Source organism: Candidatus Formimonas warabiya (assembly GCF_002777255.1).
Lineage (GTDB): Bacteria > Bacillota > Dehalobacteriia > Dehalobacteriales > Dehalobacteriaceae > Formimonas > Formimonas warabiya.
On the sequence record NZ_CP017634.1, the window covers coordinates 1,900,659 to 1,917,232 of the forward strand.

13 protein-coding genes are annotated in these 16,574 nt (G+C 49.4%); all 13 read right to left on the reverse strand.

What is annotated here, in order from left to right:
* Window positions 1–69: 69 nt before the first annotated feature.
* Window positions 70–786 (reverse strand): ABC transporter ATP-binding protein, encoded by a 717-nt coding sequence (locus DCMF_RS08960; protein ID WP_148134113.1) that lies wholly within the window; start codon window positions 784–786, stop codon window positions 70–72.
* The gene (locus DCMF_RS08965) at window positions 783–1,559 is read right to left on the reverse strand and encodes an ABC transporter ATP-binding protein (RefSeq protein WP_148137812.1); all 777 of its coding nucleotides are present in this window, start codon (window positions 1,557–1,559) and stop codon (window positions 783–785) included. The genes DCMF_RS08960 and DCMF_RS08965 overlap by 4 nt, the downstream gene beginning before the upstream one ends.
* Before the next feature lie 299 nt (window positions 1,560–1,858).
* The gene (gene pyrB, locus DCMF_RS08970) at window positions 1,859–2,824 is read right to left on the reverse strand and encodes an aspartate carbamoyltransferase (protein ID WP_236860224.1); all 966 of its coding nucleotides are present in this window, start codon (window positions 2,822–2,824) and stop codon (window positions 1,859–1,861) included.
* 148 nt (window positions 2,825–2,972) lie between these two features.
* Window positions 2,973–5,285, reverse strand: coding sequence for a xanthine dehydrogenase family protein molybdopterin-binding subunit (locus DCMF_RS08975; RefSeq protein ID WP_148134114.1), 2,313 nt, complete (start codon window positions 5,283–5,285; stop codon window positions 2,973–2,975).
* Window positions 5,286–5,303: 18 nt separating this feature from the next.
* Window positions 5,304–5,783, reverse strand: a complete 480-nt coding sequence (locus DCMF_RS08980; protein WP_148134115.1) for a (2Fe-2S)-binding protein — start codon at window positions 5,781–5,783, stop codon at window positions 5,304–5,306.
* Between the two features lie 43 nt (window positions 5,784–5,826).
* Window positions 5,827–6,684 carry an FAD binding domain-containing protein gene (locus DCMF_RS08985; RefSeq protein ID WP_214659210.1) on the reverse strand — a complete coding sequence of 286 codons (858 nt, stop codon included), beginning with the start codon at window positions 6,682–6,684 and terminating at the stop codon, window positions 5,827–5,829.
* Window positions 6,685–6,834: 150 nt separating this feature from the next.
* A complete protein-coding gene (locus DCMF_RS08990) occupies window positions 6,835–7,311 on the reverse strand; it encodes a (2Fe-2S)-binding protein (protein WP_148134117.1) in 477 nt (158 codons plus the stop codon).
* Complete coding sequence (locus DCMF_RS08995; RefSeq protein ID WP_148134118.1) at window positions 7,304–8,203, reverse strand: FAD binding domain-containing protein; 900 nt, start codon at window positions 8,201–8,203, stop codon at window positions 7,304–7,306. The genes DCMF_RS08990 and DCMF_RS08995 overlap by 8 nt, the downstream gene beginning before the upstream one ends.
* A gap of 41 nt (window positions 8,204–8,244) precedes the next feature.
* Window positions 8,245–10,608 (reverse strand): xanthine dehydrogenase family protein molybdopterin-binding subunit, encoded by a 2,364-nt coding sequence (locus tag DCMF_RS09000; RefSeq protein WP_148134119.1) that lies wholly within the window; start codon window positions 10,606–10,608, stop codon window positions 8,245–8,247.
* Window positions 10,609–10,660: 52 nt separating this feature from the next.
* Window positions 10,661–11,599, reverse strand: a complete 939-nt coding sequence (arcC, locus tag DCMF_RS09005; RefSeq protein ID WP_148134120.1) for a carbamate kinase — start codon at window positions 11,597–11,599, stop codon at window positions 10,661–10,663.
* Window positions 11,600–11,873: 274 nt separating this feature from the next.
* Window positions 11,874–13,472: a phosphoenolpyruvate carboxykinase (ATP) gene (gene pckA, locus DCMF_RS09010; protein ID WP_148134121.1), complete on the reverse strand. Its 1,599-nt coding sequence runs from the start codon at window positions 13,470–13,472 to the stop codon at window positions 11,874–11,876.
* Between the two features lie 26 nt (window positions 13,473–13,498).
* Entirely contained in the window at window positions 13,499–14,899 is a 1,401-nt protein-coding gene (gene allB, locus DCMF_RS09015; protein ID WP_148134122.1) for an allantoinase AllB, read from the reverse strand.
* 74 nt (window positions 14,900–14,973) lie between these two features.
* On the reverse strand, window positions 14,974–16,389 hold the full coding sequence (locus DCMF_RS09020; protein ID WP_148134123.1) for an aspartate ammonia-lyase: 1,416 nt from the start codon (window positions 16,387–16,389) through the stop codon (window positions 14,974–14,976).
* Window positions 16,390–16,574 lie beyond the last annotated feature (185 nt).

Genomic DNA, 16,574 nt, shown 5'->3' on the forward strand with positions numbered 1-16,574 from the left:
CACCCCCCCTACTAGGTATAGCTGCGCAGGCTCTTTTGAAACATCAATCCGGCTCGTGAAAAAGGTCAATCAGCCACACACAGGGTTTTCAATGAACTCACTGGAGCGCAGAGCTTCCTTATCTCCCTCAAAAACAATCTGACCTTTTTGGATCACATAGCCGTAATGGGAAACACTCAATGCTTTCTGGGCATTCTGCTCAACAAGGAGAATGGTCATTTTTTCTTCTTCATTCAAACGTTTAATGATGCGAAAGGTCTCTTCCACCATGATCGGTGCCAACCCTAAGGAGGGCTCATCCAGTAACAACAGCACGGGCTTATTAATCACCGCCCGGGCAATGGTGAGCATGGTGCGTTCACCCCCGGAAAGAGTGCCTGCCTTTTGTTGCAGGCGCTGCTTGAGAATGGGGAAAGACTGGTAAACCTCTTCCAAACGTTCGTTCAGTATTTTTCGGTCATGGATATAGTAGGCACCCATCTTCAGGTTGGTTTCCACCGTCATTTTCTGCAGGGTCCCGGCCGCGGCGGCGGCAATAGCAATCCCTTTTTCCACTCTTTTGTGGGTAGGCAAGGCGTCAATATTTTCTCCGTCCAGCCTGATGCTGCCCGTATCGGCCTTGACCATCCCCAAAATCGCTTTGAGCAGGGTCGTCTTGCCAGCGCCATTAGCACCTAACACGCAGACGATGCGGCCTTTTTCAATACCCAGGCTCACATTCATGAGCATGGGAATCCGCCCGTACCGGGTGCTGACATTTTCTATTTCCAAGGTTTTTTGCGTCATCTTTCCGCCCCTCCCAAATAAGCGTTAATTACGCAGAGATCATTGACCACGTCATGGTAAGTTCCTTCCGCAATTTTTTCTCCGGCATTAAAAACCACAATGCGTTCGGGAACTTCCTTCATCACCTGCATATCATGCTCAATGATAATGATGCAGATATCCGCTATTTTTTCCTTAATCTTTTGGATATCCTTCATCATGGTCATGGTTTCTTCTTCGTTCAGGCCGGCAGTTGGCTCGTCCAACAGCAAGATAGAGGGGCTCCCTACCAACGCCCGGCTGATTTCGATGCGGCGGCGGTCGATATGGGGAATATTCTTGGTCAGGACATACCGTTTATCCACCAGGTCAGGATTAAAATAACAGAGCAGGTCCATCGCTTCCTGTACCCCGGCATAAATCTCTTCGTTGCAGTGCCGGGGGCGGAATAAAACATCAAAAAGAGAACTTTTCTGGCTGGTGTAAAGACCTATGACCAGATTGTCGGCAACACTCAAATCCCAGCATAACCGGCTGGACTGGTAGGTGCGAGAAATACCTTTCTGGTATATCTGGAAGGGCTTAAGCCCGGTGATATCCTCACCCTTCACATAGGCCTTGCCTTTCGTCGCCTGATATATGCCGCTGATGATGTTTAGGAATGTAGTTTTGCCGGAGCCGTTAGGGCCAATGAGACCTACCACTTGTCCCGAATGAATGGCAAAATCTACGTCCTTCACCGCCCATAGCCCGCCAAAATTAATTGAAAGTTTTTGGGTCTCCAACAAGGCCATATATTTTTCCTCCTACTGCTTTAATAAGTGAAGATTTTACAGTGGTAAAGTAATGATGCAAAAATTCTGAAACAATTCATCGTTCTCTCATCTATCTTTAAGGGGTCAGTCTAAATTGTTGAAACATTCTATCTATTAATTCTATTTCCAGGTACCCTGACCCTTCTTTTTGTCAGCTTCTCAAATTATTTCATTAAAACATTACCATGGTAAAATTAGGCAGAATTTTCAAATTTTTCGGAAGCAAGAAACGCCCTCAGAAAAACGTTTCTTGCTTCCCACAACCTGGGCGCCGGTGCTTAACCGACGCTTCCCGTTGTCAGGGCCAATAAAGCCATCCGTACGTATAAACCGTTATAAGCCTGTTCAAAATAGAGGGCGCCAGGATATTTATCCACACCGACGGTGATTTCATTCACCCGGGGCAGGGGGTGCAAAATGATCATGCCTTCTTTGCATCCACGAATCAATTCCTCATCCACAATAAAAAGATCCTTTACTTTTTCATACTCTGACGGATCAGGGAAACGCTCTCTCTGAACCCGCGTCACATACAGAACATCGGCAACCTTGACGGCATCCTGCAGGCTATTGGTTTCTTCCACTTTAACCCCTCTGTCTCTTAAGCTGGCGACAATATCCTCCGGCATTTTTAATTGATCGGGGGAGGCCAAAATCAGGTCGCATCCATAGAGAGCCAGGAAATCGACTAAAGAGTGTACGGTGCGGCCAAATTTCAGGTCGCCCACCAAAGCTACCTTTAAACCTTCCGCGCTGCCTTTTGCCTTCAGAATGGTATAAATATCCAATAAGGCCTGGGTGGGATGCTGGCCGGCGCCGTCTCCGGCATTAATGATGGGATGTTTGGCAGCTTGGGCTGCGATATCCGCCGCTCCCGTCTGAGGGCTGCGGATTACAATCACATCGGCATAGCCGTCAATAACGGTTATGCCGTCATGAAGGGTTTCTCCCTTTGCGGTAGAAGAAATCTGATTGGTGGCCGACTCGGCAACAGTAATCACGGAACCGCCCAAACGCAGCATGGCCGTTTCAAAAGATAATCTGGTCCGGGTGCTGGGTTCATAGAATAAGGAAGCCATCACTTTGCCTTCCATATCTTTAATGATTCTTTTTTCTGCCAGAGCCTGCTCATAGTGAGCAGCTGTGCCCATAATGGCATTTAATTCCTCTAAACTGAACTGGCGGGCGGTAAGGACATCTTTCCCTTCAAAAGCCTTAATTTGTTCCGGACTTGGTTTTTTCACAGAGTTTTCCTCCTTGTATTTGAATTCTTATCAGGATATGTAACATAAATGGTCCAACCATTTTTTCTCATTGTCTGATCATCAGACGATAACTTTGGTTTGGGGAGGAAGTGCCGTCCATTCCCTGCACTTCCTCCTCTATAGGGGGTTAAGATTTATTTTTATTTTTCAGGGCAAAAAGTAATTTCTCCGGAGTAATGGGCATATTCTTCATTCTTACGCCGACGGCATCATAAATGGCATTGATGATGGCCGGTGCAATAGAGTTATCCGCAGGCTCTCCCACCCCTTTGGCACCGTAGGGTCCCAATCCGCCGCCGGATTCCACCATCATGGTCTCTATTTCAGGCGCATCCGCCGCCGTAGGAATGAGATAGGTGGAAAAGGTGTTGCCTTTGGTATATCCCTTCTCCCAGCCCATGTTTTCCGTGACATATCCCATATTGTAAATGGCGCCGCCCTCTAATTGCCCCTCACAGCTATTTCTGTTCAATGCTTTTCCCACATCATAACAAAGCACAATTTTCCGCACCTGGAACTGGCCCGTTTCTTCATCCACCGCAACCTCCACGGCATGGGCACTGCAGGTATAGTCAGGGAAGATGCGGCCCTTAATATCATGAAGATTGGGTACATCGGTAAAGGGCGCATTAAACTGGCCTTCATGGAATAGGGGAACACCGTCGTTGGAGAGGGCCCCCACCACGCTCACAAAAGGAACGCTTACTAAAGGATTGTTAATTAAGCAAGCTTTTTCATGGATTAACTGGACATATTCAGGCGTCGTATTTAACATCTGGGCCGCTTTGGTGAGAATTCTCTGTTTCAGGTCCCGAACCGTCACCAGGGTGGCGTTCCCGGACATATAAAGCTGTCTGGTAGCCGTGGTGGTACCGCAAAGAGGGGTTAAATGGGTGTCCATAATAAAGTTATGCACTTTCTCTATAGGTAATCCCAATTCTTCCGCGACAATCTGACATAAAATAGAAGACTGTCCGCCGCCCAAATCAGGAACCCCGGCCCGCACCGTAACACTTCCATCCAGCTCAATACGGATGCCGATCCGGGAAGAGTCATGCATGAAAGTGAGCCGTCCATAGCTCATCATACCGATGGCCAGGCCCCGGCCGATTTTTTTGCCGTCCACATAGTCCGGTTTCGGTCCGGTGGCTTCCAATCCCTCCCAGGCTTTCTTGGCAATCTCTTCCAGGGCAATATGACCCTGGGGAATAAAACCGGTGGGAATTTCATCCCCATTTCTCAGGCAATTCTTCAGCCGAATTTCCAGGGGGGACATGCCCAGCCTGGCCGCAAGCTCATCCATTTGCAGTTCGGAAGCCAGGTTCACCTGGCAGCACCCGAAACCTCTGTTGGCGCTGCTGGGCGTATTATTGGTAAAAACAGAAACACTGTCCACCTTCACATTGGGCACGTTATAGCAGCCCGGCGCATTCACCGTAGAATAGATTTGTACCCACCCGGTAATCAGCTTATAGCCGCCGCCGTCCATAATGATATCGACCTGCTGAGCGGTAATTTTTCCCTCTTTCGTGGCAGCGGTTTTATAGCGCATGATCTCCGGGTGTCTCTTGCTGTGCACTTCCAGGGATTCTTCCCGGCTCCAGATCATCTTCACCGGCCGTTTCGTTTTATAGGCCAATAAGGCAAGGTAGGTTTCTACCGTAATATCCTCTTTACCCCCAAAGCCGCCGCCCATGATCACACTCATATTCCGTACTTTCGTATGAGGCAGTCCCAAGACCTTGGCCACGGTCCGGTAGTGTTCCAGAACCTGGGTGCCCACCCGCAGCGTCACCACACCGTTATCATCAACCCAGGCCATGCCGCCCTCGGTTTCCAGATAAGCATGGTCCACGGCAGATACCCGGTATTCATTCTCAATAATGATATCCGCTTCGGCAAATGCTTTTTCCACATCCCCTTTATTCACATGGGATTCCATAATCACATTGTTTTGGGTTTCCCCTTGGTCACTGCTCACAATATAGGCGCCCGGCTTTAAAGCCTCCTCCGGGTCAAATACGCCCGGCTGCACCTCATATTCCACCTCAATTAAACGGCAGGCCTCTTCCGCCAGTTCCTCCGTTTCTGCGGCAATCAGGGCAATGGCCTCACCCTTGCAGCGGATTTTTCCCTCGGCCAAAACCTTATATAAACCTTCAAAGCCGCCGCCTACATCCTTCATCTGGCCGAATTTAGAAATATCAATATTGTTCGGCACATCTTTTGCGGTGAGCACGGCATGCACACCCGGCAAGGCTTCTGCTTTGCTGGTATCAATAGACTTCAGAATGGCCGCAGGATACTTGCTCCTGAGGGCTTTACCGTATAGCATTCCCGGCATGGCAGAATCTTCCGAATACAGCTGTTCGCCTTTGGCTTTCGACCAAGCATCATGTCTAGGAGCCGGTGTCCCAATAACTTTTAAAGAGCCGTTCATCTTCACACCTCCTGCGTCCTATTTAGACCCGTTTATTTTTTCGGACACATCGTATATTGCGTCGACAATCTTCTTGTACCCGGTACAGCGGCATAAGTTTCCGGAAATCGCTTTCTTGATTTCTTCCCGGTCCGCTTTTCCCCCCTGGTCAATATAGTGCTTTCCTGCCATGATCATCCCGGGGGTACAAAAACCGCATTGAATCGCACCACGTTCCACAAAAGCTTTTTGCAGCTCACCCGTTAATTCATCCACCACGCCCAATCCCTTATTGGTCCATACGGTACCCCCATCTGCCTGGGCGGCTAAAACAAGACAGGACTTTACGGATTGGCCATTGAAAATTACCGTACAGGTACCGCAGTCGCCTTCTTCGCAGCCGCATTTCACATCCCAAAACAGCTGAGCGCGCAAAAACCTTAACAAGCTCATTTCAGGCTTTACAGCAGCGTTTATTTTTGTGCCGTTAACAGTTACTGTAATATTTATTTCACTCATCGCACGACCCTCCCCATCCCATGTTCAAACATCCCGGTCCAGGTTAAAGCTGGGCGGATTTTGCCAGCGCCCTGCGCACAATCACCGGCGCTACCATTTTCCGGTATTCCCCGGAGGCCCGGACATCTCCTATGGGCGAAATATCTTCATTTACTTTTTCCGCAGCTTCTTCCAACAGCTTCAGGGAAATCTCTTTTCCCGCCAAGAAGGCCTCTACCTGCTCTGCCCGCACCGGGGTGGGGGCAACAGAGCCCAAAGCAATATTCACTTCCTTTATTCTACCGGCTTCTATTTCCACTCCGGCAGCCACACTGACCACAGAGATGGCCATGGCATTGCGCAGCCCTAGTTTGATGAAAGTGCTGGCACTGTTGGCCGCTTTTTTGGGCACTTCAATCCCGGTAATTAATTCATCACAGGCCAAAGCAGTTTTATTAACCCCTTTAAAAAATGTACCGATGGGAATCTTTCTTTCTCCCCGGGTCTTACTCTCCGCTACCACCGTAGCATTCAAGGCCAGTAAAGGGGTTGCCGTATCCGCTGCCGGAGACGCATTGGCAATGTTTCCCGCGATGGTGGCGCTGTTCCGGGTGGTGGGATCGGCAAAATTTCGGGCTGCTTCCCGCAGGACGGGAGCATATTTTTCAATGATTTCCGCATGCTCCAAATCATGAATGGTGGTCAAGGGTCCGATAAGGATTTTGTCCTCCATCTCAGTAATAAAACGCAGCTCATGAAGGTGTCTGATATTGATCAGCGTTTTGTTATTCAGCTTTTCCGCCCGGATAAAAGGCATCACGTTCGTTGCTCCGGCCACCAGGCAGGATTTCTCTCCTTCCCGGTCTAAAACGTCCAATGCTTCCGCCTTGCTGCTTATATGGACGTAATCGAAGTTTTTCACAGTTATCACTCTCCCGTTTTAAACTTACCACAATCCGCTCAGCTACACTAACGGCAAACAACAAGTCAGAGACTTCGGGTTGTTCCCTTTCCTTTAGTTCCCCTTTTCCATAGTTGGGGACATTCCAGTCCCAGGAAAGAAGCTCCAGCTTCAGCTGGTGTGTCCCCTTTCCTTTACCGACTGTACAGCCTTGACGATGGCCGTGTATCCGGTGCACCGGCAGTGGTTCCCTCTTAAATAATCTCTGATCTCATCCTCTGTAGGAGAGGGATTTTCATTCAGTAAGGCCTGGGAGGTCAGAACCATGCCCGGGGTACAAAAACCGCACTGAATCGCCCCTTCGTCGATAAATGCCTGTTGGATGGGGGCCAACTCAGTCCCTTTGGCCAGTCCTTCAATGGTGGTAATGTTTTTCCCATGGGCGGCCACGGCCAGAATCAGGCAAGCCAGCACCGCTTTTCCGTCCAGCAATACGGTACATGCGGCACACTCGCCAATCCCGCAGCCGTATTTCGTTCCCGTAAGGGCCATGTCATTCCGAATCACATTCAGCAGCAACTCATTGGGATAAACGCTCACTCTGCGTTTTCTTCCGTTTACCGTAATTTCTATTTCATGTCTAGTCATTGCTTATCACACCTCCGGAGCGCTGCCAGGCCGTCTTGATGGTATCTTCCACAATCACCCGGGAAATATCTTTCCTGTATTCCGCCGTGGACCGGTTGTCGTCAATAGGTTTAATTTCTTCCGAGACCACCCGGGCTGCTTCCTGAATCACACCCAGGGTGATTTTTTTCCCCTTCAGGAGGGCTTCCGCCTTGGGGATCCGGACCACGGTGGGAGCTACCGAGCCCAGGGCAATTCTACAGTCTTTTACCTCATCTCCCCCCCGATCAAGAAACACCGCGGTATTAATCTTGGAAATATCCGCTTTCACCCGGGTTTTCTTGATAAAGGCTGCCCCCGTTTCTCCTCCCGGTACCGGTATGATAATTTCTACCAGCATCTCGTCCGGGGCCAAAATGTTTTTCCCCGGGCTAAGGATGAATTCGTGCACCGGTACCTCCCGGGTGGTATCCCGGCTGGCCAGAACTAATCTGGCCCCATAAACAGTGAGGGGAGGAATAGTATCACCTGCCGGGGAAGAGTTGCCCAGATTTCCCCCAATCGTGCCCATATTGCGGATGGCAATCGCGGCCATCCCTTTAATCGCTTCCGCTAAAGCGGGCAGTTTGTCTTTCACCTGCCCGTCGTTTTCAATCACGGACAGGGGGGTGCACGCCCCGATCAGGATCAAATCTTTGTCGCCACGGACATAATTCAACTCGGCAACTTCTTTGATGTTCATGATGTGGTCGACCTTGATGTCCGCCCCGGTCTTTAACTTTACAATTAAGTCGGTCCCACCGGCCAGGATTTTGACATGGTCATACCGTTTGAGAAAATCCAAGGCCTCTGTTTTGGTCTTGGGCTCCAAATAATCAAATTCTCTCGGCATGATCCTGGTGTTTTCGCCCATTTATTTCAACTCCTTCTTAAAAATATGTCCGGCGACATATTTTACTGGGATTCCAGTTGTTTTGATGTTTCTTTTGCCTCTTTAAGCGCTTTTAAAACTTTTTCCGGCGTCACCGGCAATTCACAAAACCGGATGCCGACGGCATTATAGATGGCATTGGAAATGGCTGCAGCCACCGAGCTAAAGGCCGCTTCGCCGATCCCTTTCGCGCCGAAAGGTCCGCTGGGTTCATAGGTATCCGCCAGCTTGACGGTGATGCCTTCCACTTTGGGCATTTCTACAGAAGTAGGAGTTTTATAATCAACCAGGTAGCCATGGGATTTTAAATGCCCCCGGTCAGTATCATAAAGGGTATTTTCGTAGACGGTCATGCCCATGCCCCGGTTAAAGGCGCCGATTAATTGACCTTCCACCAAATCAGGATTAACCGGTGTGCCGCAATCCCCATAAATCAGGACCCGGGGAAATTTGATTTCTCCCGTCCGGGTATTGACCTCTACCTCCACAAAGTGGGTCACAAAACAGGGGGGACAGTTCTTTTGCCGGTAACTGTCCGCGTAGGCCATGGTTCCCCAGCTATTGATCTGGGCTGTTTTTGCCACCTCGCCAATGGTAATCCTTTTGGAGGGAAAGCTCTTTACGCACACCACGCCCTGGCCCAAATCATCATCCCTGATCAGATCCAGGTCTTGAGGATTCTCCTGCAGGATTCTCCCCGCCACCTCAAATAATTTTTCTTTCACCTTGCCGGCTACATGATACGTAGCCCCTCCTCCGCAATAAACACCCCGGGTGGCGTGGGTGGCCACATCGTACCCCGTACTCCTGGTGTCTGCGGGAGACAGTTCCACCATTTCCAGAGGAACCTTTAAGACGTCTGCGGCAATTTTGGCAATAGCATCCCAGGTCCCTCCCCCATGATCGCACACGGGAGAAACCACATCCACGGAACCGTCTTCATTAATTTTGATCATACAGCTGGAGTAATCAATGACTTCCCCTTCTTTCGGGCCCCCGGTACCGGAGGTGTGGAAGCCCCGGGCAACGCCGATGCCCCTTCGGATATCCCCTGATTTTTCCCCAAAGGAGGTCCGTTGATCCCAGTGAAAGATCACTCTTCCCTTGACCAAGGATTCTTCTACGCCGCAGCTTTTAATAATCGAGCGGATCGTCGGTCCCTGACCCCAGAATTCATCACCGATACCCCGGTAATTTTTCAGTCTGAATTCAATGGGGTCCATGCCCAATTTTTCCGCAATAATATCCACCGTACTCTCCACGGCAAAATTTATGTCCGGATTGCCGTAGCCTTGGAGGGCACAGGCGGGGACCTTATTGGTATATACTGCCGTACCTTCAAATTTTAAATTTTGATACTTATAAAGGGAGGCAAACCACCCGGAGACACAACCCAAATAAGCCAAAGCCTGAATATGATGGGCGCCGATTTCCACCAGCCCCTTCACGTGGGCGGCCGTAAACTTGCCCTCTTTGGTCACACCCATTTTGACCTGAAAGATATTGGGGTATTTGCAGTGGCTGTAAAAATCCCCTTCCCGGGTGGAAATCAGTTTCACCGGACGCTTGGCTTTCAAGGCTAATCCGGCACAAATCGGCGTCACGGTATTCACCTGAATGCTGGCGCCGAATCCCCCGCCCAGGGCCATTTTTTTCACATTCACTTTACTTAAAGGAATATTGTAAATTTTGCCCAGCAATTGACGGTTGGCATGGATCGATTGTGCTGTCGCCCAGACGGTAATGCCGCCGTCCGGCTCCGGCCTGCACACGGCCCCTTTGGTTTCCAACTGATCATGATAGGTTCTTTGGGTCCGGTAGGTCCTTTCCACAATCAAATCTGCCTCGGCAAAGCCTTTTTCCACATTGCCTTCTTCAATGTTACGAATTACCGCGATATTATTGCGGATCTCTACTTCCTCGTCTCCTTTATAAACCCGCTCGTATATCTGGGGCGCTCCAGGCGCCATCGCTTCCTCCGCTTCGAACACAGCCGGCAGCACCTTATATTCCACCTTGATCTTTTCCATGGCTAGGAATGCTTCTTCTTCCGTTTCCGCGGCAACAGCAGCAATCGGTTCCCCTACATGGCGGGCCTTTTTCGGCAAAACCGTCCGATCCCGGAAAGTAGCATTCGGTACGCTTACACTGCGCTCATTATAAATGACCGGGTTGATATCCTCATAAGTGAGGCAGACAGCGCCCATTGCTTCCGCTTCCCGCGTATCGATGCTGAGAATCTCCGCATGGGGATAGGGGCTGCGCAGAACAACCCCGTACATCATCCCAGGCAAGCTGATATCAGAAGGATACTGTTGGGCCCCTGTTACTTTGCTCACGCCATCTTTTCTTGGTGTCACCCGACCTACGATCTGACTCTCTCCCATTACTTTTTAACCCCCTTTTGCAAACAGGCCTTCAGTCTAATTATTCTACATGTTAGCGAATTATCCTGGTACCGTTTTTACCTTCCAACGCTTCTTCAATTTTTCCCGGGCAGGTAATTAAGGCTTCTTTTCCACCTGCTTCCAAATATCTGATCACCGCATTTATCTTCGGCCCCATACTTCCCGCGGCAAAATGACCCTCAGCGGCATACTGTTTAGCCTGGGCCAAAGTCATCACATCCAGATCGATCTGATTTTCTTTGCCGTAATTGAGGGATACTTTTTCCACCGCCGTGGAAATCATAAACAAATCTGCTCCAATACTGTTTGCCAGAAGGGAAGAAGCATAATCCTTGTCGATTACCGCGGCAACGCCTTTGAGATCTTCCCCCTCCTGCACCACGGGAATGCCGCCGCCCCCCACGGCCACTACAATAAATCCATGGTCAATCAGGGTTTTAATGGCGTCTTTTTCCACAATCTCCTGAGGCAAGGGCGAAGCTACCACTCGGCGCCAGCCCCGTCCCGCATCTTCTACCACATTCCAGCCATTTTCCTTTTGATTGCGCAAAGCCTCTTCCTGGGTCATAAAGCTGCCGATGGGTTTTGAAGGCTTCTGAAAAGCGGCATCCTGGGCATCAACCCGGACCTGGGAAACCACCGTGGCGACCTGACGGTCGATATTTCTTTTCTGAAATTCATTTCTTAAGCTTTGCTGAATCATATAGCCAATGGCGCCCTGGGTGTCGGCACCAATAATATCCAGGGGAATAATCGGCAAATCCTTAGCGGCAATTTCCGCCCGGCGGAGCAGGAATCCCACCTGGGGGCCATTCCCGTGGGTCATCACCACGTTCCAGCCTTTTTCCACCATTTTCGCCACATAAAAACAGGTTTCTTTTACCGCCTCCAACTGATCTGCCATAGAAATCCTTTTGTTGTCCTTGATCAGTGAATTACCCCCCACAGCAATAACAGCAGTTTTACTCATTTTAGCTCCTCCCTATGTTCATTGGTTATTTTTTATTCCGTCCATCGGAAAACATTTCCGTTAATACTGCACTATACTAATGTATCGCATTCCTATGTAGTAACCTGTAAAAAAATGCACCATTCGACATATTTTTCCGCGCATCGGAAATCTGTTTCAATAATGAGAATTTAAAAAACGTTATCTCTGACAAATAACCTCTTGAAAGACACAATGGTGCTTACCCTTAATAGTATATTCGACACGAACCCATTTTTTCCTCCCGTTCAGAAAATTAAAAATTGTCCTGCTTGCGGGAAAGGATCGGTCCGGCGGCCACAATATGGGACGGCATATTTTTGAACTTGGTAAAGTTTTGTCCAAACCTTTGGGCTAGTTTTTGTGCAGTCCGGTGATATTGTTCCTTGTCTGCCCAGGTATTTTGGGGATTTAAGATCTCCTCCGGTACCCCAGGGCATGTTTGGGGAACATCAAAGCCGAAAACAGCATCCGCCTCATAGGCTACCTTTTCTAATTCTCCCTTGAGGGCAGCCCGGACCATGGCTCTGGTGTAAGGTAGGCTCATCCGTTTGCCAATTCCATAGGGGCCTCCGGTCCAACCCGTATTAACCAAATAAACATTTACCCCATGTTTGATAATTCTTTCTTGCAAGAGCTCTGCATAAACCATGGGAAACCTGGGTAAAAAGGGCTCTCCGAAGCCGGTGGAAAAGGTAGCCTGCGGTTCCGTGACGCCTCTTTCTGTTCCGGCCAGTTTACTGGTATAGCCGGAAAGGAAATGATAAACGGCTTGGTCCGGACTAAGCCTGGCGATGGGCGGCATCACCCCGAAGGCATCCGCCGTTAATAGGATCACCGTTTTCGGGTGTTCGCCCAGGCCGGGAATCACGGAATGAGGGATATATTCTACCGGATAGGCCGCCCGGGTATTTTCCGTCAAGGCATCGGAGTCATAATCCGTACACCGCTCCTCTTCATCTACCACCACATTTTCCAAAACACTGCCGAAACGGATGGCGCCCCAAATCTGAGGTTCGTGGGCCTGGGAAAGTTTAATACACTTGGCATAACATCCGCCCTCAAAATTGAAAATTCCCTGATCGGACCAGCCGTGTTCATCATCCCCAATCAAGCGGCGTTCCGGGTCTGCGGAAAGAGTGGTTTTCCCGGTACCGGAAAGGCCGAAAAACAAAGCCGTATCTCCTTGGGGACCCACATTGGCGGAACAGTGCATGGGACAAACCCCTTTCGGAGGTAGCAGGTAATTCATCGCCGTAAAGACGGCTTTTTTCATCTCTCCGGCATAACAGGTGCCGCCGATAATAATGATCTTTTGCTCAAAGTTAAGCAGTACAAAGGCTTCGGAATGGGTACCGTCAACTTCCTGTACGGCGTTAAAGCCGGGCGCACAGATCAGGGTAAATTCCGGCTCGTGGTTGTCTAATTCTTCTGAAGAAGGGCGAATAAAAAGCTGATGCACAAAAAGATTTTGCCAGGCATACTGGTTGATCACGGTAAGGGGCATGCGGTAGGCCGGATCCGCTCCGCAAAAACCGTCAAAAATGAAAAGGTCCTTTTCTTCCAAGTAAGCCATTAAACGGTAGTAGATGCGCCAGAAAGTTTCTTCATCCATGAGCTGGTTGGTTTTGCCCCAGTCAATGGCTTCATGAACAGAGGGCGTATCCACGATAAAACGATCCAGGGGAGAGCGTCCCGTATACTTTCCGGTCTTGACGCATAAGGCTCCCGTCTCGGACAAGGTGCCTTCCCCCCGCGCCAAAGCCATTTCCACCAGTCGGGCCGGGGAAAGGTTACGGTACACATTGTTGATATGAATGATGTTCAGTTGCTGGAACAAGGTTCCGTTACTCATTGCTTTTCTCCTCTTTTCCAAAAATCCTACTCCAGGGGTTTGATAAATTTTCCTACCGGCCCGCTTACAATCTCACCGTCTTTCATGATCGTCTTTCCCCGGACAATGGTTTGCACGGGAGCGCCGGTCAATTGAAACCCGTCAAAGGGAGTAACCTTGCTTTTACTGTGCAGGTTTTCTTTTTTCACCGTGTGTTTCACCTGTAAATCGACGATGGTAATGTCGGCATCGGTACCTACTTTTAAAGAACCCTTTTCCGGATAAATGCCGAATAATTTCGCCGGTTTTTCCGATAGAACGGCGGCCAATTCATGGATGGTAATTCTTCCCTGGCTCACCGCATCGATCATTAAAGGAGCAAGGGTCTCGATGCTGGCCATACCAGCGGGAATGGACCATAAATCCCCTGCTTTCTCTTCTTCCGTGTGGGGAGCGTGGTCTGAACTGACTAAGGATAGAACGCCCTCTTTCAGCCCTGACCAAAGCATTTCCTGGTCCTCCCGACGTCTTACCGGCGGGTATACTTTCATTACAGGACCCACCCGGTCAAAGTCTTCATCACACAGGGCGAGATAATGGGAACAGGTTTCCGCGCTAACGGGGTACCCTTCTTCCTGGGCTCTTTTAATTATATCGATCCCTTCTTTGGCCGCTAAATGCAGAATATGGAGCCGCGCCCCGGTTTGCTTGGCAAAGGAAATCGCCGTCTGGATAATGGTTTCTTCCGCCACATTGGGCCTTCCTTTTAAGAAAGCGGCATAGCTTTTATCTCCGCTCTTTTCCACCTCCCGGGTCAGAGTCTGAATCAGATCAAAGTTTTCCGCATGAATCCCCACCAGCTTTCCGGTCTTGGCAATCTCGGCAAACATCTGATAAATCTCCCCGTCTCCCAGGGGAGGAATGGCGTTTTCCATACCCGGGCTATAATTATAGATTAGCTGGTATGTTTTGCTGTCAATGGCATAACCCCAGAAAAATTTAAATGCGATCACGCCGGCCTCGCTTAAAGCCTGCAGCTCATGCATGTTTAATTTCCCCAGGCACAGCCCCCAAATGGCAAAGTCCACATGGGCCTTGGGCGTTAAGTGTTTAATCTGTTTTTCTAACATTTCCGCATTATAAATCGCCGGATTGGAGTTGGGCATCTCAAATACCGTTGTCAAGCCCCCGGCTGCCGCAGACATGGTGGAATGATAGAAATCTTCCTTGTAAGTGGCCCCGTTTTCGCCGTCCCGGGAATGGACATGAACATCAATCAAGCCGGGCAGAACATATTTCCCTGCCGCATCCGTCACTTCCCCCGCTTCTCCCTCCAGTTCATCCCGGGAGATGGCAGATATCTTTTCATTTTTAATATAAATATTTGCCTGATAAGACTCTTTTCCATCTACAATGATCCCATTTTTGATTACATGATCCCAGTGCATTTTTCCCTCATCACCTTTCTTTAGCTTCCATATTTAATTTTAGTACCATTTCCCATAAGAATCAAAAAGTTTTTTTAACTAATCTTTTCTTTTAAAAGTTCTTTGCCCGCAATACCGGGCTCCGTCATTTCCTTTGGTTTCAGGATCACATCCAGTTCTTTTGCCGATAACAGGCCCCGGTTCAGGATCACCTCCCGGACGGATTTCCCCGTTTGATAGGCTTCTTCGGCGATGGAGCAAGAATTTTCATAGCCAATGTGGGGATTGAGGGCAGTGACAATGCCGATGCTGTGCTCCACCATTTTGCGGCAGATTTCCTTATTGGCGGTGATCCCCCGCATGCATCTCTGGGTAAATACTTGAATCACATTGGTCATCAAATCATAAGACTGGAAAAGATTGAAAGCTATAATGGGCTCCATAGCGTTCAGTTCCAGCTGGCCTGCTTCCACGGCCATACTAATGGTGACATTGTTTCCCACCACCTGAAATACCACCTGGTTTACCACCTCAGGAATCACGGGATTGACTTTATACGGCATGATCGAGGACCCGGGCTGAACCTCCGGCAGATTGATTTCCTTAAAGCCGCACTTGGGGCCGGAGCTTAACAGGCGCAAATCATTGGCGATCTTCCCTAAAACCAGGGCAAAGGCCTTCAAGGCGTCTGCTGCTTCCGCAAAAACATCCGCATGCTGGGTGGCATCAATGAGATTCTCTGCTTTCCTCAAATTAAACCCGGACACCCGGGCCAGATTTTTCACCGCCTGTTCAATGTAGCCCGGGTCCGCATTCAGAGCGGTGCCGATGGCGGTGCCTCCTAAATTGATTTCCTGTAGATTCTGCTCCGCAATAGCCAAGCGGTGCGAAGAACGCTGCACCGCCTGGGCCCAAGCGCCAAATTCCTGGCCCAGGCGCACGGGCACTGCATCCTGCAGCTGTGTCCGGCCCATTTTTAAAATGCCGTCAAATTCTTTTTCCTTTTGCCGCAATGCCTTCATTAATTCCTGCGTCGCCTCCGTCAAACGACTGGATTTGATCAGGCAGGCAATCCGGATCGCCGTAGGAAAAACATCATTGGTAGACTGTGACATATTGACATGGGTATTGGGAGAAACAAAATGGTAGTCCCCCTTCTTTCCGCCCAGAATTTCAATGGCTTTATTGGCAATCACTTCATTCGCATTCATGTTCGCGGAAGTACCGGCGCCCCCTTGAATGGGATCTAACGGGAACTCATCCGGCAATTCACCGTTTATCACCGCCTCCGCAGCTTCCATGATGGCTTCCCCCACCGGCTCGGCCAAAAGCCCCATGCTGAAATTCCCCCAGGCGGCCGCATACTTAATCATTCCTAGTGCTTTGACCAGATCCGGATCCAATTTCAGCCCGGAAATAGGGAAATTATGTAAAGCACGCACGGTCTGGCCGCCAAAATAGTGTTCCTGGGGAACCCTCACCTCACCTAAAAAATCCTTTTCTACCCGCATTTCTCATGTCCTCCTTCCTTTTCCGTTCATCGGAATTTGTTTCCGTTGAGCGGAGAAAATAAAGTTGATTCCGTTCACCGGAATCGCATTCCATTATTAATATTTATAATAATTAATTCCATGCTTCTTCTAAAATTCCTCTTTCTTTCCCTCCCATTTGAGAATTTTTCTCGTAATCAAAGGGA

Bases quoted from the DNA above. Each gene is read 5' to 3' on its own strand.
- DCMF_RS08975 (WP_148134114.1), bottom strand. From the start codon at position 5,285: ATGAACGGCTCTTTAAAAGTTATTGGGACACCGGCTCCTAGACATGAT.
- DCMF_RS08995 (WP_148134118.1), bottom strand. From the start codon at position 8,203: ATGGGCGAAAACACCAGGATCATGCCGAGAGAATTTGATTATTTGGAG.
- DCMF_RS08980 (WP_148134115.1), bottom strand. From the start codon at position 5,783: ATGAGTGAAATAAATATTACAGTAACTGTTAACGGCACAAAAATAAAC.
- DCMF_RS09000 (WP_148134119.1), bottom strand. From the start codon at position 10,608: ATGGGAGAGAGTCAGATCGTAGGTCGGGTGACACCAAGAAAAGATGGC.
- DCMF_RS08960 (WP_148134113.1), bottom strand. From the start codon at position 786: ATGACGCAAAAAACCTTGGAAATAGAAAATGTCAGCACCCGGTACGGG.
- DCMF_RS08990 (WP_148134117.1), bottom strand. From the start codon at position 7,311: ATGACTAGACATGAAATAGAAATTACGGTAAACGGAAGAAAACGCAGA.
- DCMF_RS09020 (WP_148134123.1), bottom strand. From the start codon at position 16,389: ATGCGGGTAGAAAAGGATTTTTTAGGTGAGGTGAGGGTTCCCCAGGAA.
- pckA (WP_148134121.1), bottom strand. From the start codon at position 13,472: ATGAGTAACGGAACCTTGTTCCAGCAACTGAACATCATTCATATCAAC.
- DCMF_RS08965 (WP_148137812.1), bottom strand. From the start codon at position 1,559: ATGGCCTTGTTGGAGACCCAAAAACTTTCAATTAATTTTGGCGGGCTA.
- arcC (WP_148134120.1), bottom strand. From the start codon at position 11,599: ATGAGTAAAACTGCTGTTATTGCTGTGGGGGGTAATTCACTGATCAAG.
- allB (WP_148134122.1), bottom strand. From the start codon at position 14,899: ATGCACTGGGATCATGTAATCAAAAATGGGATCATTGTAGATGGAAAA.